Origin of the sequence: Oceanobacillus piezotolerans (assembly GCF_003665065.1) — a bacterium.
Taxonomy (GTDB): domain Bacteria; phylum Bacillota; class Bacilli; order Bacillales; family Amphibacillaceae; genus Oceanobacillus; species Oceanobacillus piezotolerans.
Genome location: NZ_RCHR01000004.1, coordinates 347,520 through 363,448 on the forward strand (window position 1 = coordinate 347,520; position 15,929 = coordinate 363,448).

General features: G+C 35.4%; 15 protein-coding genes. 3 read left to right on the forward strand and 12 right to left on the reverse strand.

Features of this window, described 5'->3' with window-relative positions; genetic code table 11:
- Nucleotides 1-20: 20 nt before the first annotated feature.
- Nucleotides 21-1,856: a CocE/NonD family hydrolase gene (locus D8M04_RS13290; protein WP_121523762.1), complete on the forward strand. Its 1,836-nt coding sequence runs from the start codon at nucleotides 21-23 to the stop codon at nucleotides 1,854-1,856.
- Nucleotides 1,857-2,502: 646 nt separating this feature from the next.
- Here D8M04_RS13290 and D8M04_RS13295 read toward each other — a convergent pair.
- A complete protein-coding gene (locus D8M04_RS13295) occupies nucleotides 2,503-3,252 on the reverse strand; it encodes an SDR family NAD(P)-dependent oxidoreductase (RefSeq protein WP_222928591.1) in 750 nt (249 codons plus the stop codon).
- A 330-nt stretch (nucleotides 3,253-3,582) separates the two neighbouring features.
- Here D8M04_RS13295 and D8M04_RS13300 point away from each other — a divergent pair, with 330 nt between their 5' ends.
- The gene (locus D8M04_RS13300) at nucleotides 3,583-4,005 is read left to right on the forward strand and encodes a hypothetical protein (RefSeq protein WP_121523766.1); all 423 of its coding nucleotides are present in this window, start codon (nucleotides 3,583-3,585) and stop codon (nucleotides 4,003-4,005) included.
- Nucleotides 4,006-4,305: 300 nt separating this feature from the next.
- Nucleotides 4,306-4,641, forward strand: a complete 336-nt coding sequence (locus D8M04_RS13305) for a L,D-transpeptidase (protein ID WP_121523768.1) — start codon at nucleotides 4,306-4,308, stop codon at nucleotides 4,639-4,641.
- A 278-nt stretch (nucleotides 4,642-4,919) separates the two neighbouring features.
- Here the strand turns inward: D8M04_RS13305 and D8M04_RS13310 are convergent, their stop codons facing one another.
- The 11 genes from D8M04_RS13310 to D8M04_RS13365 all read right to left on the reverse strand — a co-directional run bounded on the left by D8M04_RS13310 (nucleotide 4,920) and on the right by D8M04_RS13365 (nucleotide 15,664).
- A complete protein-coding gene (locus tag D8M04_RS13310; protein ID WP_121523770.1) occupies nucleotides 4,920-5,531 on the reverse strand; it encodes an ABC-2 transporter permease in 612 nt (203 codons plus the stop codon).
- Nucleotides 5,524-6,393 carry an ABC transporter ATP-binding protein gene (locus D8M04_RS13315; RefSeq protein ID WP_121523971.1) on the reverse strand — a complete coding sequence of 290 codons (870 nt, stop codon included), beginning with the start codon at nucleotides 6,391-6,393 and terminating at the stop codon, nucleotides 5,524-5,526. Before D8M04_RS13315 ends, D8M04_RS13310 begins: the two co-directional genes overlap by 8 nt.
- Before the next feature lie 370 nt (nucleotides 6,394-6,763).
- Nucleotides 6,764-7,648 carry an ABC transporter ATP-binding protein gene (locus tag D8M04_RS13320; protein WP_121523772.1) on the reverse strand — a complete coding sequence of 295 codons (885 nt, stop codon included), beginning with the start codon at nucleotides 7,646-7,648 and terminating at the stop codon, nucleotides 6,764-6,766.
- A gap of 5 nt (nucleotides 7,649-7,653) precedes the next feature.
- Nucleotides 7,654-8,025 carry a GntR family transcriptional regulator gene (locus D8M04_RS13325; RefSeq protein ID WP_121523774.1) on the reverse strand — a complete coding sequence of 124 codons (372 nt, stop codon included), beginning with the start codon at nucleotides 8,023-8,025 and terminating at the stop codon, nucleotides 7,654-7,656.
- Nucleotides 8,026-8,501: 476 nt separating this feature from the next.
- Nucleotides 8,502-8,891 carry a cupredoxin domain-containing protein gene (locus D8M04_RS13330; RefSeq protein ID WP_121523776.1) on the reverse strand — a complete coding sequence of 130 codons (390 nt, stop codon included), beginning with the start codon at nucleotides 8,889-8,891 and terminating at the stop codon, nucleotides 8,502-8,504.
- Nucleotides 8,892-9,263: 372 nt separating this feature from the next.
- Nucleotides 9,264-10,556 (reverse strand): CitMHS family transporter, encoded by a 1,293-nt coding sequence (locus D8M04_RS13340; RefSeq protein WP_121523780.1) that lies wholly within the window; start codon nucleotides 10,554-10,556, stop codon nucleotides 9,264-9,266.
- A 201-nt stretch (nucleotides 10,557-10,757) separates the two neighbouring features.
- Nucleotides 10,758-11,438, reverse strand: coding sequence for a response regulator (locus D8M04_RS13345; protein ID WP_246001269.1), 681 nt, complete (start codon nucleotides 11,436-11,438; stop codon nucleotides 10,758-10,760).
- Nucleotides 11,439-11,457: 19 nt separating this feature from the next.
- Nucleotides 11,458-13,035, reverse strand: coding sequence for an ATP-binding protein (locus D8M04_RS13350; RefSeq protein WP_121523784.1), 1,578 nt, complete (start codon nucleotides 13,033-13,035; stop codon nucleotides 11,458-11,460).
- 225 nt (nucleotides 13,036-13,260) lie between these two features.
- A complete protein-coding gene (locus D8M04_RS13355; RefSeq protein ID WP_121523786.1) occupies nucleotides 13,261-13,992 on the reverse strand; it encodes an ABC transporter permease in 732 nt (243 codons plus the stop codon).
- Nucleotides 13,992-14,924, reverse strand: a complete 933-nt coding sequence (locus D8M04_RS13360) for an ABC transporter ATP-binding protein (RefSeq protein ID WP_121523788.1) — start codon at nucleotides 14,922-14,924, stop codon at nucleotides 13,992-13,994. The genes D8M04_RS13355 and D8M04_RS13360 overlap by 1 nt, the downstream gene beginning before the upstream one ends.
- Entirely contained in the window at nucleotides 14,924-15,664 is a 741-nt protein-coding gene (locus tag D8M04_RS13365; protein WP_246001245.1) for a MerR family transcriptional regulator, read from the reverse strand. The genes D8M04_RS13360 and D8M04_RS13365 overlap by 1 nt, the downstream gene beginning before the upstream one ends.
- Between the last annotated feature and the right edge of the window lie 265 nt (nucleotides 15,665-15,929).

The following is a 15,929-nucleotide window of genomic DNA, read 5'->3' on the forward strand; positions in this document are numbered from 1 at the left end:
ATTTAAGGAGGAATAAATATATGTCAACTACGAGGAAATCCATTTACAAGGGAGATTCCCTAAACTTAACCATGCCGGATTATGACAAACCTTCAGGTCAGGCTGTACCTTATGGAACAGACGTTAAAAATGTCTATTTTGATGGTTATCCACAAATTGAAAAAGAGAAAATGTCTCAACCAATTTATGATGTCAAAATAGAAAAAAACGTTAAGGTGCCAATGCGAGACGGGCAAGAGATTGTAGTAGATATTTATCGACCTGATATTGAGGAGGATAAGGAATTCCCTGTGTTATTATCTTGGGGTCTTTGGGGGAAAGATGCCCAACAGGCCGTAGCTTGGAATGCTGATAAATTACAATCTTATTATAACAGTCCATTTTGGGATGGAGTGATGGAAGCAGGCCATTCTGAATATTTAGTTGCTAGAGGATACATTCATGTAATTGCAGATCCAAAAGGAATTGGAAATTCAGACGGTACTATGCCAGATTTTGAATCTGTCCATAATCCAGATGATATCCATGACACAATCGAATGGATAGCCGATCAATCTTGGTCTAATGGAAAAGTTGGAATGCTAGGTCCATCTTCTTATTCTGTTTCTCAGGCAAGTATTGCGGAGAATGACCCACCTGAATCACTAATCGCTATTCATCCAGATGAGCAAATCTACTTTAATGGCCCTCATTTCCATGGTATGTTTGACACTCTACCATATCATATAGAATCTGGTCGACATGGAAATGACAGTACGTTTCCAAGGCCAAATCGACCGTATGAAGTAAAATCTCCTAAGATGTTTGATTTGCCGAAAGAGGAATTGAACCAAAGACTACAAGAAGCATTGGATCATCCAGATATTAAATATAATTCGAAATGGTACTCTTTTCTTAAGTATCCATATAAAGACCCTTCAACTTTTGACAGATTATTGAACTCATTTCATCCAGAATCTGTAGAAAGCAAGGCTCATCGTATAAACATTCCTATTTATTTAGGGACATCATGGGGTAATAGACTTTATATATGGGGTGCTTTCCATGTTTTAGATAAAGCTAGTACACCACAGGAACAAAAGAAAATGATTATGTATCCTCCTGGTTTCCCTCCAAGACCGAATGTTCTATATCACGATGAGATTGTAAGGTGGTATGACTATTGGCTTAAAGGCATTGATAATGGAATTATGGACGAACCTCCAATCAAAATGTTTGTGATGGGAATTAATAAATGGAGGTTTGAGAATGAATGGCCACTAAGAAGGACAGAATATACTAAATTTTACTTACATCCAGAAGGTAAACTTTCAACAGAAGAAGTAGAAGGCAGCCCTGAACCGGACACGCTTACTCAGCCGGCTCCCTATGAAGATCCGACTGTCTATTGCTTAAGATATCTAACACCTCCTATGGAGCAAGATTCAGAGGTAACCGGGCCGGTCGCTATTCATTTTGAAGCATCTATTGACACAGATGACACAAACTGGATGATTGACCTTGTTGATGTAGATCCAGATGGAAATAGACAATTGCTTAGTCAAGGGTACTTAAAAGCACAATTTAGAGCTTTAGACGAAGAGAATTCAAAACCTTGGCAACCAATTCATCCACGTCAAGAACCTGAACCTGTTACACCTGGAGAAGTTACTGAGTATTCTATCGAAATGATGCCAACTGCCAACGTCTTTAAAAAAGGACACTCAATTGAAGTGATTATTAGAAATCAAGATGACGTATTGAGTAGATTAGGAACTTGGGGATATTATATGTTACCATTCATGAAAACTGTAACACATAAGATTCATTTCGGTAACTCTCACATCCTTTTACCAATTATCCCTAAAGAAAAGTGATATAAATTCATCTCTGGTTACCGATTCCATTTCTTAGCTGTTAACCAGCTAGGAAATGGAATTTTTGATGCATAGGAAAGTATCATATTCTATGCCTTAAACACTTAGGTACCAAGTATTTGAGATGATAAATAAGAGCTATAAGTCGCCTATTAGGTTTTTAAATCAATGTATTGTATTAAACAATAAATGAAAAAAAGTAAGCACTATAATATGAAAAGTTCAAATTGATGAACCCATAGAAACTCTCAGTTTAGGTGAAATGTGGAAAGGGTATCATTTGGAAAATGATCTTTGAGTGGGATTGTTAAGTTATAGGCAAGGCAATTAAATTTTCCTATTATAGCCGGAGTTCTCAAAAAGAGTTTATCTTGAGCACTTAAAGAGTTGTTGTTTGTAAAAAAAACATGAATATAGGTGGTACCGCGGAAATCCCATCCTTAATTTATAACCATAAGCGGTTATGATTAAGGTTGGGATTTTTTATTTCCATTGATTCGTAGATTAAATATAAATAGAATTTCACAATTAAAATTCATAATAAAATGGCTCTTTTGTTAAACTAAGTCATTCTACATACTTTTACATTCTAGATTTAGTACTTATTCCAACTTTTAGTAAACATGATTCTAGCAATTATATTGTTTTAACTAGCTGCAGTTCCCCCATCAACAACTATATATTCCCCATTAATATAAGAGGATTTATCTGAAGCTAGAAAAATAATTGCTTGAGAGATTTCTTTTGAATTGGCAAATCGGCCGATTGGTGAGGTTGATCCTACTGCTTCTAATTCCTCTTCACTCAAATTTTCTTCTAATAATGGTGTAAGAACTGTCCCAGGACAAATAGCATTTATTTTTATATTTTTATTTGCATATTCTACTGCACCAGCTCTTGTTAATCCAATTACGCCGTGTTTTGCGGCTGTATAAGCAGCGTTAGGTGTAACATCATCGTGTCTTAGTCCAGCAACAGAAGAAATATTTATTATTGAACCCCCATTGTTATCGATCATATGAGGAATAAGAGCTTTCATACCTAAAAATACTCCATTTAAATCTACATCAATAGTAGTCTTATAATCAGCAATTGATAAATCATTAATTTTTTTATGTGGACCACCGACTCCTGCATTATTTACCAAAATATCTATTGATCCAAAAGTTTCCCTAGCTTTGATTATTATATTTTCCCAATCATCAAAATTAGTTACATCGTGTTTTACGAAAATAGTATTATCCCCTATATCTTCAGAAACTTTTTCGCCTAATTCTTCATTTAAATCAGAAATAATCACTTTAGCTCCCTCATTTACGAGTTCTCTAACATGAATTTCACCCATTCCTCTTGATCCACCTGTAACCACAGCCACTTTGCCATCTAAAATTCCCATCATATCATCCCTTCTTTATATATTTAATTGATTAATTATTAATTACAATTAAATGATAGGGCTTACAATATGGGTTGTCAATTAATTTGTCCGAGCAATAAGCAATAGTTACTCTTCAGCTATCGGGGGCTTTAACACAACAACAAGATCCTCACTATGGCGCTCTTTTTTGATTAAAGGGCAGGTTAGTTCAATGTAAAAGGAATTACTAATTGATACATAGAATTTAAAATACAGTAAGGAATACCTTTTTGTCTGCTGAGTTAACTTTGATGACAGTAGGAAGTTACTTTATCATTTAGTTAGAATACAAGAATTGGAGGTAAAAAAATGGATTCGGGAATAAAATTAAGTCACTATGGTGAAGAACGAGATATTAATTTAAATGAAGATGAAACCCAAGCAGTTAAATTAATATTTGAGATGTTAGAAGACACTGTTATTAATATCGACAAACTTGAAGTTACTAGAAAGAGTGACAGCTATGCGACTATAGTTTTGCGTGGGAATGATTGGGATTTTGATTTTGTAAGATTCAAGTTTACAGATAGAACTAAATGGATAGCTTTAAATCTTTCAAAGACTGACCGTGCAGCTTATAAAGATAATCCACTCTTTGAAGCTCAGAAAAAGAAAACTCAGATACAATGGAAATCTGCATTACAAAGTATAGAAGATTTACCAAAGTATAAAAATTTAATGGTCAACTCATATAGTGAGTGTATAAATCGAGAAAAAAACAATTTCCAATAACTGCCTTTCGTAAAGGCTATCATCAAAAAGACGAAGGCTATTTTTGGCTCTGTTAAATTATTAAAATTTGTGTATAGGCCTTATTCAACTAACGGGTGCGTTAATTCTAGAAGGATTAACGCTATTTTATGTAGAAGTCAGTGTACTCAAGGGGCAGTTTACTTGAAGATGGACATTTTCGTCGAACTGTTTATTAAGCAGTTTTACTTTCTTTTCTCATTAACTGTTCAATCAGTCTCTGTTAATTAACAAATGCCTGAGTTACTTCATACAATATTCAATAAAATGGAGTTGATCTTCATGGCGAGACGGATTGACGTATCTACATCAAAGCATCAATTAAAACTTTTTGATGGTAATAGGCTTATAAAAGCTTACCCAATTGCAGTTGGGAAAATATTGTCACCAACACCTTCTGGGACATACACGATTATCAATAAACAACTCCATCCACCCGCACGATTTGGAGTGCTTTGGATGGGATTGTCAAAACCTCATTACGGTATACACGGAACAAATAACCCAGCTTCAATCGGTAGGAATGTCTCACATGGATGTATTAGAATGTTTAATCATGATGTTCTAGAATTATCATCTAGAGTTCCAATTGGAACTAGTGTTTCTATTCATAAATAACTCTGTTAATCTCGCCCCCTTTACTGCATACTTTAGGTTTACTGCGTAATAAAAAAGCAGTTCAGCCAAAGATTCTAGATTGCTCCGTTCAACAATCGGGCCAGATTGTGGAGAAGAAATGAATGCTAATCAAGTTATTGAAGTAATCATGCAGATTAGATTTTCTATGTTCCCGTTATTAGCGAAAACGGCTTCCAGATTAGATGGATGCCGTTTTTTTCATTTATTATAATAAATTTTGTAACTGCTTCTCTAATAAGGGAGTAATTGAATTAATTTTAAAACACTTTCCGCTGATAAATAAGTTGGCTGACCATCCAGGAGGTTAGATAAAGAATAATAGAAATAGCTGCGCCACTAAGGTAAAGTGTTGTTGTAGATAAGCTTGTAAGAAAATCAGTAATAGTGGTAAGATGTTCTGTCAGCAATCGGAATAGGGGCGGCAGAACACCTGCTAGAAGGATCATTCCGAATATAACCACTACACCTATATAACCGGGTTTTAATACATAAAATAAAGGAAAAGCAAATGCTGAAAAGACGAAGAATAGTCCCATTGCGATGGTTATATCCCTTATCATAAAGCCAAAATTAAATAGATATAGAATGACACTAGCTACCCCTATTCCTAAAATCATGTATGCAATCGCACCGATGTATTTGGCGGAAACAATCTCTTTTCTCGTATATGGCAAAGAATTAAGAAGGATATTAGATTCTACCTGTTCATCATAAATATATCCATTCAAAGGTATGTACGTGCTGGCCAACAAAAATATAAAGGCTGGACTCATATGATCACCAAAAATGGCAAAGAAGATAATAAACGGAATAAAAAGCAGTATCTGTGTTTTTTGTATAACGAAATCTTTTTTTATCAAGTTAAACATATTGTCGGCTAGCTCCTTTCGTATAAAACATAATATCCTCCAAGGAGGCTTCTTCCATAACCACTTGATCTCCTAATAAGCTTCTTACTTCTTCTGCATTATTTGTTATAGCTTGAAATTCAGTCGAAGAACGTTCCATGCTTATAAAATATTTTTCAATGTCGTGGTTGATTAGATTGGCATTTCCTTTAACTAAGGCATAACGCTCCTGTATATCCCTTATTGACTCGTTGAAAAGAATCTTTCCACTTTGGATGAAGGTAATATTATCTGCGATCCGCTCTAAATCACTGGTTATATGAGTGGAGAAGAAGATAGTTCGTCTTCCATCTTCCATCATTTCTTTTAAAATATCCAACAATTCTCTTCGAAAAACAGGGTCCAAACCAGCTGTCGGTTCATCCATCATAATAAATTCAGCTTCGTGAGATAGAGCCATTGCTAGAGAAGTTTTCATCAGCATTCCTTTAGAAAAGGTTTTAATCGCCTTGTTTAATGGGAGTTCAAACTTCTTGATATAATCATAAAATTTACTGTCGCTCCAATTTTTATAGGCAGGGCCAATGATTTTACGAATATCTTTTAGATTTAAGCTTTCATAAAAGACATTACTATCATAGACAAATCCTATGCGCTCCTTGAGTTCCTTTTCATGATTGGCATAATCCTTTCCAAATACCTTTATTTCGCCCGTATCTGGTTGTAAAAGATTCATCATTAGCTTCATGGTGGTTGATTTCCCTGCTCCATTCGCCCCGACAAAACCAGTTATTTGGCCTTGTTTAACTTGTAAATTAATATTCTCTAAAGAAAAGTCTTTAAAATATTTGTTTACGTTATTAAATTCTACTATGTTTTCTATTTTTCTCACTCCTTATTATCATTTTCAAATTAATTTTGTTTTTTTAGAATTAGGCTTTGAAAAAGTTGTTAACATTTAACTCCTATTGTGCTGTACAGAAACCTCTCCCACTTATATTTTCATAAATAAAAAGGTGTATATCTGTTATATATACATTATATACTCTATTAACAGTATGTACAATAGTGAATTTTAATTCCTTGGTTTTTTAACAAAAAAAGACCCTAATATTTTATTAAAGTCTTTAAAGCATGTTCCTATTTACTACAATTGCATTTACTTATGTAATGGTCTAAATACTGGTAACTAAACTATCTGAGAATCAGTTGATAGAAAAATAGAGGTATTATGGTCAGCTATTGTTATATATTTATATATTTAATTGTTTACCCTGATTCCTGTGTGCAGATTTCATATGGAACATCATTTCATCTAAAGAAGCTTTCTCTATTACAACATGATCATGAAATACTTCTTGTACCTCTTGAATATTTTTTGATAAAGCTTGAAAGACATCTTGGGAGCGTTCTATGTTGATGAAGTGTGTTTCCGTGTCCCGATCAAGTAAATCCGTACTTCCTTTTACTAAGATATATTGTTCCTGCAGCTCATCCAATCGTTGATTAAGAAGGATTTCCCCTTTATTAAATAATACAATATAATCAGCAAAACGTTCCAAATCGCTTGTAGTATGCGTTGAAAAAAATATACTTTTCCCCTCATTTACCATAACTTCTTGAAAAATATCTAATAATTCTCTTCGAAACGTTGGATCTAATCCTGCTGTCGGCTCATCCATAATAATTAAATCTGCATGATGTGATAAAGCAATAGCTATAGAAGCCTTCATTTGCATTCCCTTAGAAAAATGTTTCATAGATTTATTGATAGGTAGCTCAAATTGATTAACATACTTAATAAACAACTTATCATCCCACTGTGTATAAGCCGGAGCAACAATTCTACTAATATCTTTCAAGTTCAGAGATTCATAATATATATTGCTATCGTAGACAAAGCCTATTCGATTTTTAATTTCTTTTTCATGGTTCGCATAGTCCATTCCAAATACTCTTACTTTTCCCTTATCCGGTTTTAATAGATTCATCATTAACTTAATGATAGTTGACTTTCCAGAACCATTTGCACCAATGAATCCAGTTGTGTACCCTTGTTTCATCTGTAAATCTATATCATCAATAGAGAATGTCTGAAATTTTTTAGAAACGCCATGTAACTCAATTACATTTTCCATTCCCATCACTCCTCATACAGCAACTTTAATAAATCTTGTAATTCTTCATAAGATAATTCGATTTCCTTACTGTTGGAGATAACCGCAGTTAATTGCTCTTCAATCACTCGCAGTTTTTTTTCTCGAATCACGTCTAAATTTTGCTCTGCTACAAATGAACCTTTCCCAGCAATTAAGTAGATGAACCCCGCCTTCTCTAACTCTTCATATGCCCGTTTTGTAGTGATAACACTAATTCTTAAATCCTTGGCTAATTGTCTGATGGAAGGCAGAGCTGTTCCTTCTTTTAACTCACCTGAAAATATCTTAGTTTGTATTTGTTTGAAAATCTGCTCATAGATCGGTTCTTTTGAACTGTTAGAAATAATGATTTGCATGCAGATACCTCCTTTTCATCAATATTTGTATCTACTGTACATGGGCATGGAAAACGTTGAAAATATAATTAAAATAAACTTTTATCTTGTAACCAACTTAATTTATATATCAATTCGCGTATTTACTTTATATATTATATATATTCACTATACACTATTCAACTAACTGGTGCTTGTTCGGCCGGGCTTAGGTCGTGTCATATATGATACAGCAACTCGGGTGACCATAGAACTTGAGGAATATATGGATTAATATAACAACAAACGTATTAAGGCAAAATTAAAAGACAAGAGTCCAATACAATACCGAACTCTTGCCCTACAAGCTGCTTACTATAAAAAATTGTCTAACTTTTTGGTTTCACTTCTAAGCGTTTTTAATGCTAATTATATTGTGATTTCTCATGTTATGTTGGATGCTAATTCAGTTGCGTTTTAGGGTTCTATTTGCAATTTTTTTACTCCAAAACAAAATCCTATTTCACAATCACTTCTCCAACCATACCTTCCTGTTGATGGTATCGACATATCAATTGATACGTACCAATCGCTTGCGGTTTTACAGTGATGGTTTTCTCTTCTCCAGGTCGGAGTTCGACATCAATACCAAGCTTTTTCACGGTGAAGGTATGCTCTTTCTGACCTGCATTTTTCAGCAGCAGCCTTGTCGTTTTCCCCTTGGAAATTGTGATTGCGTTGGGATTGAAGTAATCGTCGTTCAACTCGACCACTATTTCATTTTCCGTCTGCATAGGCTCTTCTTCAATATTGGAATTTGCTTGTGCATGAAGTGGGCCTGAGATAGACATCACGATCAGCATCGCAAGTAAAACAGCTAATCCTGTCAACCTATTTTTTATAGACATATGTATCCCTCCTTTCCTCTTCTATTCTTTTCCATTTTTAACAAATTATTAGGATAAAAATTTTTAATACCACAACATAAAATCTTTTAGTGGTATTTAAACTAAAATAGAACCCATTCAGAACTAAAATTCGAAATGGATTCTATACCTTCTATCTATTATTTTTGCTGTATCAACAACAACTTGGCTGGTTGTTTTAAATTCCTCCTGCATGTGAGAGTGTAAATCGAATCGAGCAATACCAGAAGTTTCCATAGTCTTTTTAATAGTACCTTGGGAAAATCGATTACCCAGTATCTGCTCTTTAATTTTTTGAAATGATCCCAAACAGATTCTGAGTTTATCCTTGCCCGGAATATCTCCCTCCATAGTTTAAAAAGGAATGATCCCTAATAAAGCTGCAACAATAATCATAACTAGTGTGGAACCACATGCCCATTTCAAGAACGTGCGCTGCAGGTCACCTAAATCTTCTCCAACCATTCCAACCAAAAGAAGGGTGGATGGAACTAGTGGACTTAATAGATGGACAGGCATCCCAAAGAGTGATGCTCTACCAATATAGACAGGATCAATTCCATATGCAGCACCTGCTTCAGCTAGAATGGGTAGGACACCATAATAAAAGGCATCGTTTGACATAAAGAAAGTAAGTGGAGCACTTAAAATCCCGGTAATGACTGCCATTTGTGAGCCCATTGATACTGGGATGTAATTAATGAGTGCATTTGCCATCGCATCAACCATTTCAGTTCCTGTAAGGATCCCTGTAAATATTCCTGCCGCAAAAACCATAGAAACGACAGATAAAGCATTGTCAGCATAATTTGCTATACGCTCTTTTTGTTCTTTTAAATTTGGGTAATTTACTGTAATTGCAATTGCAAATCCAACCATAAATAAGACCACTGGTGCTAGTAATCCTGAAATTAATGCAATTAATAATATACTGGTCAATGTATAGTTAAAAATAATCAGTTTTGGACGTTTAAGAGCAGCATCTTCTACTGTAGCTGCGTGCTGTGCGATTGTTCTAGTATCAATTTCAGCTACACCAATTCTTTTTCTTTCTTTTCTTCCAAAGATATAGGACATGATCAGAACAAAAACAACTCCTCCAATCATTGCAGGGATAACTGGAGTAAAGACTTCAGACAACTCTAGATTCAAAGAAGCCATTACCCGTGCTGTAGGGCCTCCCCAAGGAAGTAGATTCATAACACCTGATGCCGAAACTGCAATTCCCGCTAATATCAGTGGTTTCATTCCAATTCTCTTGTAAAGCGGAAGCATTGCAGAAATCGTAATCATATAGGTAGTCGTACCATCTCCATCTAATGAAATAAAAAGAGCTAATACGGCAGTTCCTACTGCAATCTTTACAGGGTCTCCTTTTACAACTTTTAGAATGGTATTAATAATTGGGTCAAATACACCAGCATCAATTAAAACTCCAAAGTAAAGGATTGCAAATAAAATCATAATCCCTGTTGGAGCAACACTCTGTATTCCTTCTAGAGCCATAGGTCCAATTTCTAGACCGAAGCCACCAATCACTGCAAATATTACTGGAATAACAATAAGTACAATCATGGCAGCAAGTTTTCCAGTCATAATTAAAATCATAAAAGTAATAATCATTAAAAAACCTAAGACAGCTAACATCTAATTCCTCCCACTGTTATTAATTAAACTTTTTAAAACATTCAATATACTATAAATTCTAATCGATAACCTTTTCTTTGTAAGCGTTTGCAACATATAATATATAAGTTTCTTTGCGACCATTTTGTTCATAATGTTCACGCTTGGAAATAATAGAGATTAGAATCAACAAAAAAAGAAATGTCATAACGGACATTTCTTTTAGGGTCTGAAATATTTTCTTTGTGGTCTGCCTATGGATCCATACACGACCTCAGCTTTACATTCTTTACTCGATATTAAATACTCTAAATAGCGCCTTGCTGTAGTTCTTGAAGCACCAATTTGGTCACTCACTTGTTCCGCAGACAATCCTTCCTTACTTCCGTCAAGTACGTTTCTTACCTTAGTTAAAGTAATCTCATCTATTCCTTTAGGCAGGTCCGCTTCTTTTTCTTTTTCAGTAATAGAAAGTGTATTTCTACTGTAGATAATATCTACCAATTCCTGATTTATTTCTTGTTTATCTTCCATAACACTGATTTTTCTAAGGTATTGTTCAATACTTTCAGAGAATCGTTCCATCTTAACCGGTTTAATTAAGAAAGATTCTACCCCATAATGAAGAGCTTTATTTAGAATATCTTTATCTGTGGATGCTGTTATTACTATTATATCTATATCAGGATGCTCCTTACGAATTTCCGGAAGCAAATCAACACCAGATTTATCAGGCATATAAACATCAAGTAAAAGTAAATCTGGCTTTTCTTTTTTTAAAATCTCCATCGTCTCTTTTGCATTCAACGCTTTCCCTACTACATGAATTTCCTCATATCGTTGTAAAAAATTCTCATGGATGTTAGCTACGCGAAAATCATCTTCTGCAATAACTGTCCTAATGTACACGTTTCTCCCCTCTCTATAACTCTTTTGGAAGATATACTGCGAATACAGTATATTTTGTTCCATTTGTTACTTCAATAATACCCTTGAGTTCTTTAACAGCTCGTTCTACATTTTGCAATCCATACCCTCTTGGCAATTCACCACTTTTTGAGGTAAATCCGCGTTCAAAAAGTTTTTGTACCTCTTGGTCTGTTATCCCTTTTCCATTATCACTTATTTCAAAAATGATATCGTCCCCAAGGTCCGTAGCAAATAATTTTACGATAGGTTCATCTGAACCATATACTGCTTCAAATGCATTATCAATCAGATTGCTAAGAATAATGGTTATTTGAGACATTTGAATATGTTCAGGAAGTTTACCAATATAGCTTTCGGCATCAATTTCGAATTTTATCTTTTTCTCGGACGCTTTTCCTAACTTACCTAATAGGATTGCCTGAACTTTTATATCCTCTATTTGTTCAAAAACAATCCGATTCTGCTCTTTAAGCTCTGCTGTTTCGCTTTGGATCATTGTGAGCGCCTCGTCATACTCTCCTAATTGCAATAAACCTGATAACACATATAGATTATTCGCATACTCATGGGTTTGAGCTCTTAATCCTTCCGAATACTCCTTCATTTCCGATAACGTATTCATCATTTGAACAATTTCTGTCTTATCCCTGAAAGATGCGACGGCACCACTTACCCCTTTATCGCCAAAAATCGGAGTGCAGCTGACTATAATCATTTTATCTTTCCATTGGATTTCCTTATCTATTTCCGGATCCCCGGATTGTAAGACTCTATATATATAATCTGCAGGAAGAAACTCTTCTACTTTGATATTTCTGGCGGATCCCTTAATGTCTAATAACTCCTTTGCCTGCTGGTTCATCGAAGTAATTATTCCGTGGTGATCCGTAGAGAGAATCCCTTCTTTTACAGCGTGTAAAACCGCCCTTTTTTCTTTATAAAGATTCGCAATCTGAAAGGGCTCTAGCCCATATATATCTTTTCGAATACTCTTTGCAAGAAAATAACTGCATAGGATGGATATAATGACAGCGATTACGGAAATATATAGTTCTTTAGAAATATTCTTTACGACAAGTTCTCTTACATCTTCTACTAAAAAACCAACCGAAACAATTCCTATAATCTGTGAATTCTCATTAAATATAGGGGCTTTTCCTCTAATAGAAAGACCTAGTGACCCTTGAGCCTTTGAAATATAATATTCCCCTTCTTGGAATACTCTCTCACTGTCACCGCCAACCATTTGTTTTCCTATTTGTGATTCTACTGGATGAGAATAACGGATTCTATCTCTATTTCCTACAACAACAAATTCAGCACCTGTTTCCATTCTGATTCTTTCCGCGATGGGCTGGATAATTTTAGGGGGATCCTCTGACTCAAATGCTTCTATAATGGAAGGCATGAAAGAAATGGTTTTGGAAAGATTTAAAGCCAGAAGGCCCCTATCTTCAATAATTTGCCTGGCTTCCATGTATGTGAAGTACGCAGTTAATAGAAAAACTAAAAATAAGCTTAGGGTTAATACTAATCCTAGAATCTTTGTTTGTAATGATACTCTCTTCATTTCCTCTGCCTCAACCTTTATAACTAACTTTTATTCTTCACCAATATTTTGTAAATTTAGTAGTATTATATCATTTAGACTTTTTTAATTAAAGCTTACTTGATTGTATGGCGCATGATTAATATTAGAATTATACATTCGGATAAAAGTGCCTGATTTCCGTTATATGAAAATTAATCCATTAAAAGTCTTTACAAGCTATGGGGAAAAATGACCCCTTGATTTTCATTTCTTATTCAAAATATAAATAGCTCCACCGTACCCCAATACACACCATATCATTAAGTTAATATAATTACCTGCAGTCGCTTCAAAAGTAGAGGCAGCAAGAGAGGCTCGCATAATTTCTGCCATCGAGTAAATTGGCAATATCTCATGAAGTGCTTGCAGCCATTCTGGCAGCCGCTCCATTGGGAAATTTACCGGTGAAAACATTAGGGCACCAAAGACAATTACTTGTGATAGAGCAAGTGAAGCTGTTGGTGACAAGAGATAAGAAAAACCATATCCAACACCAATGGAAGTTAAGGCAATCATAAGCAGAGCTGGAATTACAGTCCAAGAGATGTCGTACCCTGGACTAAACATAAGGTGTGCGACAACAGAGGAAGCAATAATCCCTGGTATCGTGATGATTAACCAAATGGTTGTATCGGCTCCAAGAATAACACCACGATTCACTGGCCATGTACGCATGAATTCCATATATCCATCTGATTTTGCAGTACCAATCTGTTGTGGCAAAATCACTAAGCCCGTAAAAATTAGAATGATCGTTGGAGCTCCTGTTGCTAAAAATAGAATCGTATCCTTATCTGGGACGGGGATGAGATAGGTAAAGCCGATAACAATTCCAATCGATATCAATATTTGAATAAGGATCATAAACACTAAAAAGCCTGCATTCCTAAGAAATTGCATTTGAAATACGTACTTGTAATGGCTTAATAAATTCATTATAATCCCACCACCTTTTTAGAAGTTAACTCAATATAAGCATCCTCAATCGTAGCTGGAGATAAGGAATAGTCCATAATAAGTCCGTTATCCACATGCTCCTTTGCCCATTCAATCGTTGATGTTACTTCTTGGGGATCTATAGCAATAATTAATCGAGATCCATTCTTTTGAGAGGAAAGTGCCCAGCTAGGAATCTCAAAATCTGACTCACTAGCTAAACTAAGCTCCATACGCATTTGATTACTTACTGAGCTTTTTACTTCTGATGGGGTCCCCTGCATTAGAATTTTCCCCTTATTGATAATCGCCACACGATCAACCGCTTTTTCAGCTTCCAGCACGTTATGTGTCACCAAAATAACAGAAGTGCCATCATTAGTTAAATTGCGTATCACCTGCCAAAGATAACGCCGACGAACCGGATCCACATCATTTGTAGGTTCATCCAGAATCACTAACTTACCAGGGGCAATGACTGCCATACAAAAAGCGGTTAAACGCTTAGCACCGCCCGATAATTTCTCGCCTTCTTTATTTGCCCATTCCCCCATATCTAACGCCTCAAAAAGCATCTCCACCCGCCTCGGATCAAAGCGTTTCCCTGCACGCATTTTTCCAATCAATGTAACTGCCTGCTTCGGAGTAAGAAAACCTAGTGGTACTTGGGACTGTGGCTGTACAGAACATATCGAGCGAGCACGAGCAGGTGACCCGAGTACCGATTTCCCTAACAACTGAATATCACCACAATCAGGAGTTATTAACCCTAATATCTGGTTCACCAATGTCGTTTTCCCAGCTCCATTCTGTCCGAGAAGTCCAAATACTTCACCTTCAGCAATACGAAGGGAGATATTATCGTTAGCGACCATCTTATTTTTCCCTCGACCAGTGAACACTTTTGTTACACTATTTACATCAAGAATCATTATTCTTCCCCCTTTGCAATGGCGACACGTTTGATAAAATCAATTACATCTTTGTCCATTGGATAAAATGCAATACCTTCCTTTAAGTCTTGTAGAGCTTCCCACATATTTCCTAGTAATTCTTCATCCTGACCAAACATTTTATCTGCTTGGTCTGCCCAGCTTATAACAAGTTGCTCTGCCTTTTCTGAGTATGGATCAAGATGCAGGTTGTTTCTAATATCACCAACAACCTTTAACCATTCCTTGATGTCTTCCTCACTCATGTTTCCGGCATTCATGTCCATAATTTTCTTCATTTCATCTTCGCTTAGGTACTCTTTGTATTGCTGTAAGGCATCTTCTGGATCTTGTTGATACAACTGAATAATACTGAAAATAATAGGCCAATTGATTTCCCCTTCAAATTCAATTGAATACGATACGCCAAGAAGTGCTTGTTCTAACATTTTTAGACGTTCCTGTTCTCGTTTCACCAACTCTAATTGTTGTTGGATTGACTCCTGCCAGTTCGAAGTTGTATTTATCAATATGTCTTTAATCTGTTCCAGTGAGAATCCCATATATTTTAGTGCTAAAACTCGCTCTAAACGCATCACATCATCTTCGCTATATAAACGATGCCCCCCACTCGTTTTTGATGAAGGTTTAATCAAACCAATTTCATCATAATAATCTAATGTTCTTACTGTTACCCCTGTGCTCTTTGACAATTTCCCAATCGTATATATTTTCCCCACCCCTTCTTTATTTTCTTTAGTATAAAACAATACGTTACGTGTGGTTCAATAGGTAAGTGAGAAAAATTTAATTTCAATGCAAAAAAGAGTAAATCATAACCCAGAGGTCATATAATTACTCTTGTTAAAAGTAGCGCTAATTAACGAACCATCCCGTCAAACATTCCATTTGGCAAGAACCCAATAATAGCTAAACCAATCGGGGCCCGCAGCTAAAAGGTCAGATTCCACTGTTCTATAGTGCTAGCGTAGCATTTGTATGTCC

Excerpts from the sequence above, each read along its gene's own strand:
- D8M04_RS13300 (WP_121523766.1), top strand. The coding sequence starts at position 3,583 with ATGGATTCGGGAATAAAATTAAGTCACTATGGTGAAGAACGAGATATT.
- D8M04_RS13295 (WP_222928591.1), bottom strand. The coding sequence starts at position 3,252 with ATGGGAATTTTAGATGGCAAAGTGGCTGTGGTTACAGGTGGATCAAGA.
- D8M04_RS13310 (WP_121523770.1), bottom strand. The coding sequence starts at position 5,531 with ATGTTTAACTTGATAAAAAAAGATTTCGTTATACAAAAAACACAGATA.
- D8M04_RS13320 (WP_121523772.1), bottom strand. The coding sequence starts at position 7,648 with ATGGAAAATGTAATTGAGTTACATGGCGTTTCTAAAAAATTTCAGACA.
- D8M04_RS13325 (WP_121523774.1), bottom strand. The coding sequence starts at position 8,025 with ATGCAAATCATTATTTCTAACAGTTCAAAAGAACCGATCTATGAGCAG.
- D8M04_RS13350 (WP_121523784.1), bottom strand. The coding sequence starts at position 13,035 with ATGAAGAGAGTATCATTACAAACAAAGATTCTAGGATTAGTATTAACC.
- D8M04_RS13340 (WP_121523780.1), bottom strand. The coding sequence starts at position 10,556 with ATGTTAGCTGTCTTAGGTTTTTTAATGATTATTACTTTTATGATTTTA.
- D8M04_RS13290 (WP_121523762.1), top strand. The coding sequence starts at position 21 with ATGTCAACTACGAGGAAATCCATTTACAAGGGAGATTCCCTAAACTTA.
- D8M04_RS13305 (WP_121523768.1), top strand. The coding sequence starts at position 4,306 with ATGGCGAGACGGATTGACGTATCTACATCAAAGCATCAATTAAAACTT.
- D8M04_RS13355 (WP_121523786.1), bottom strand. The coding sequence starts at position 13,992 with ATGAATTTATTAAGCCATTACAAGTACGTATTTCAAATGCAATTTCTT.
- D8M04_RS13330 (WP_121523776.1), bottom strand. The coding sequence starts at position 8,891 with ATGTCTATAAAAAATAGGTTGACAGGATTAGCTGTTTTACTTGCGATG.
- D8M04_RS13360 (WP_121523788.1), bottom strand. The coding sequence starts at position 14,924 with ATGATTCTTGATGTAAATAGTGTAACAAAAGTGTTCACTGGTCGAGGG.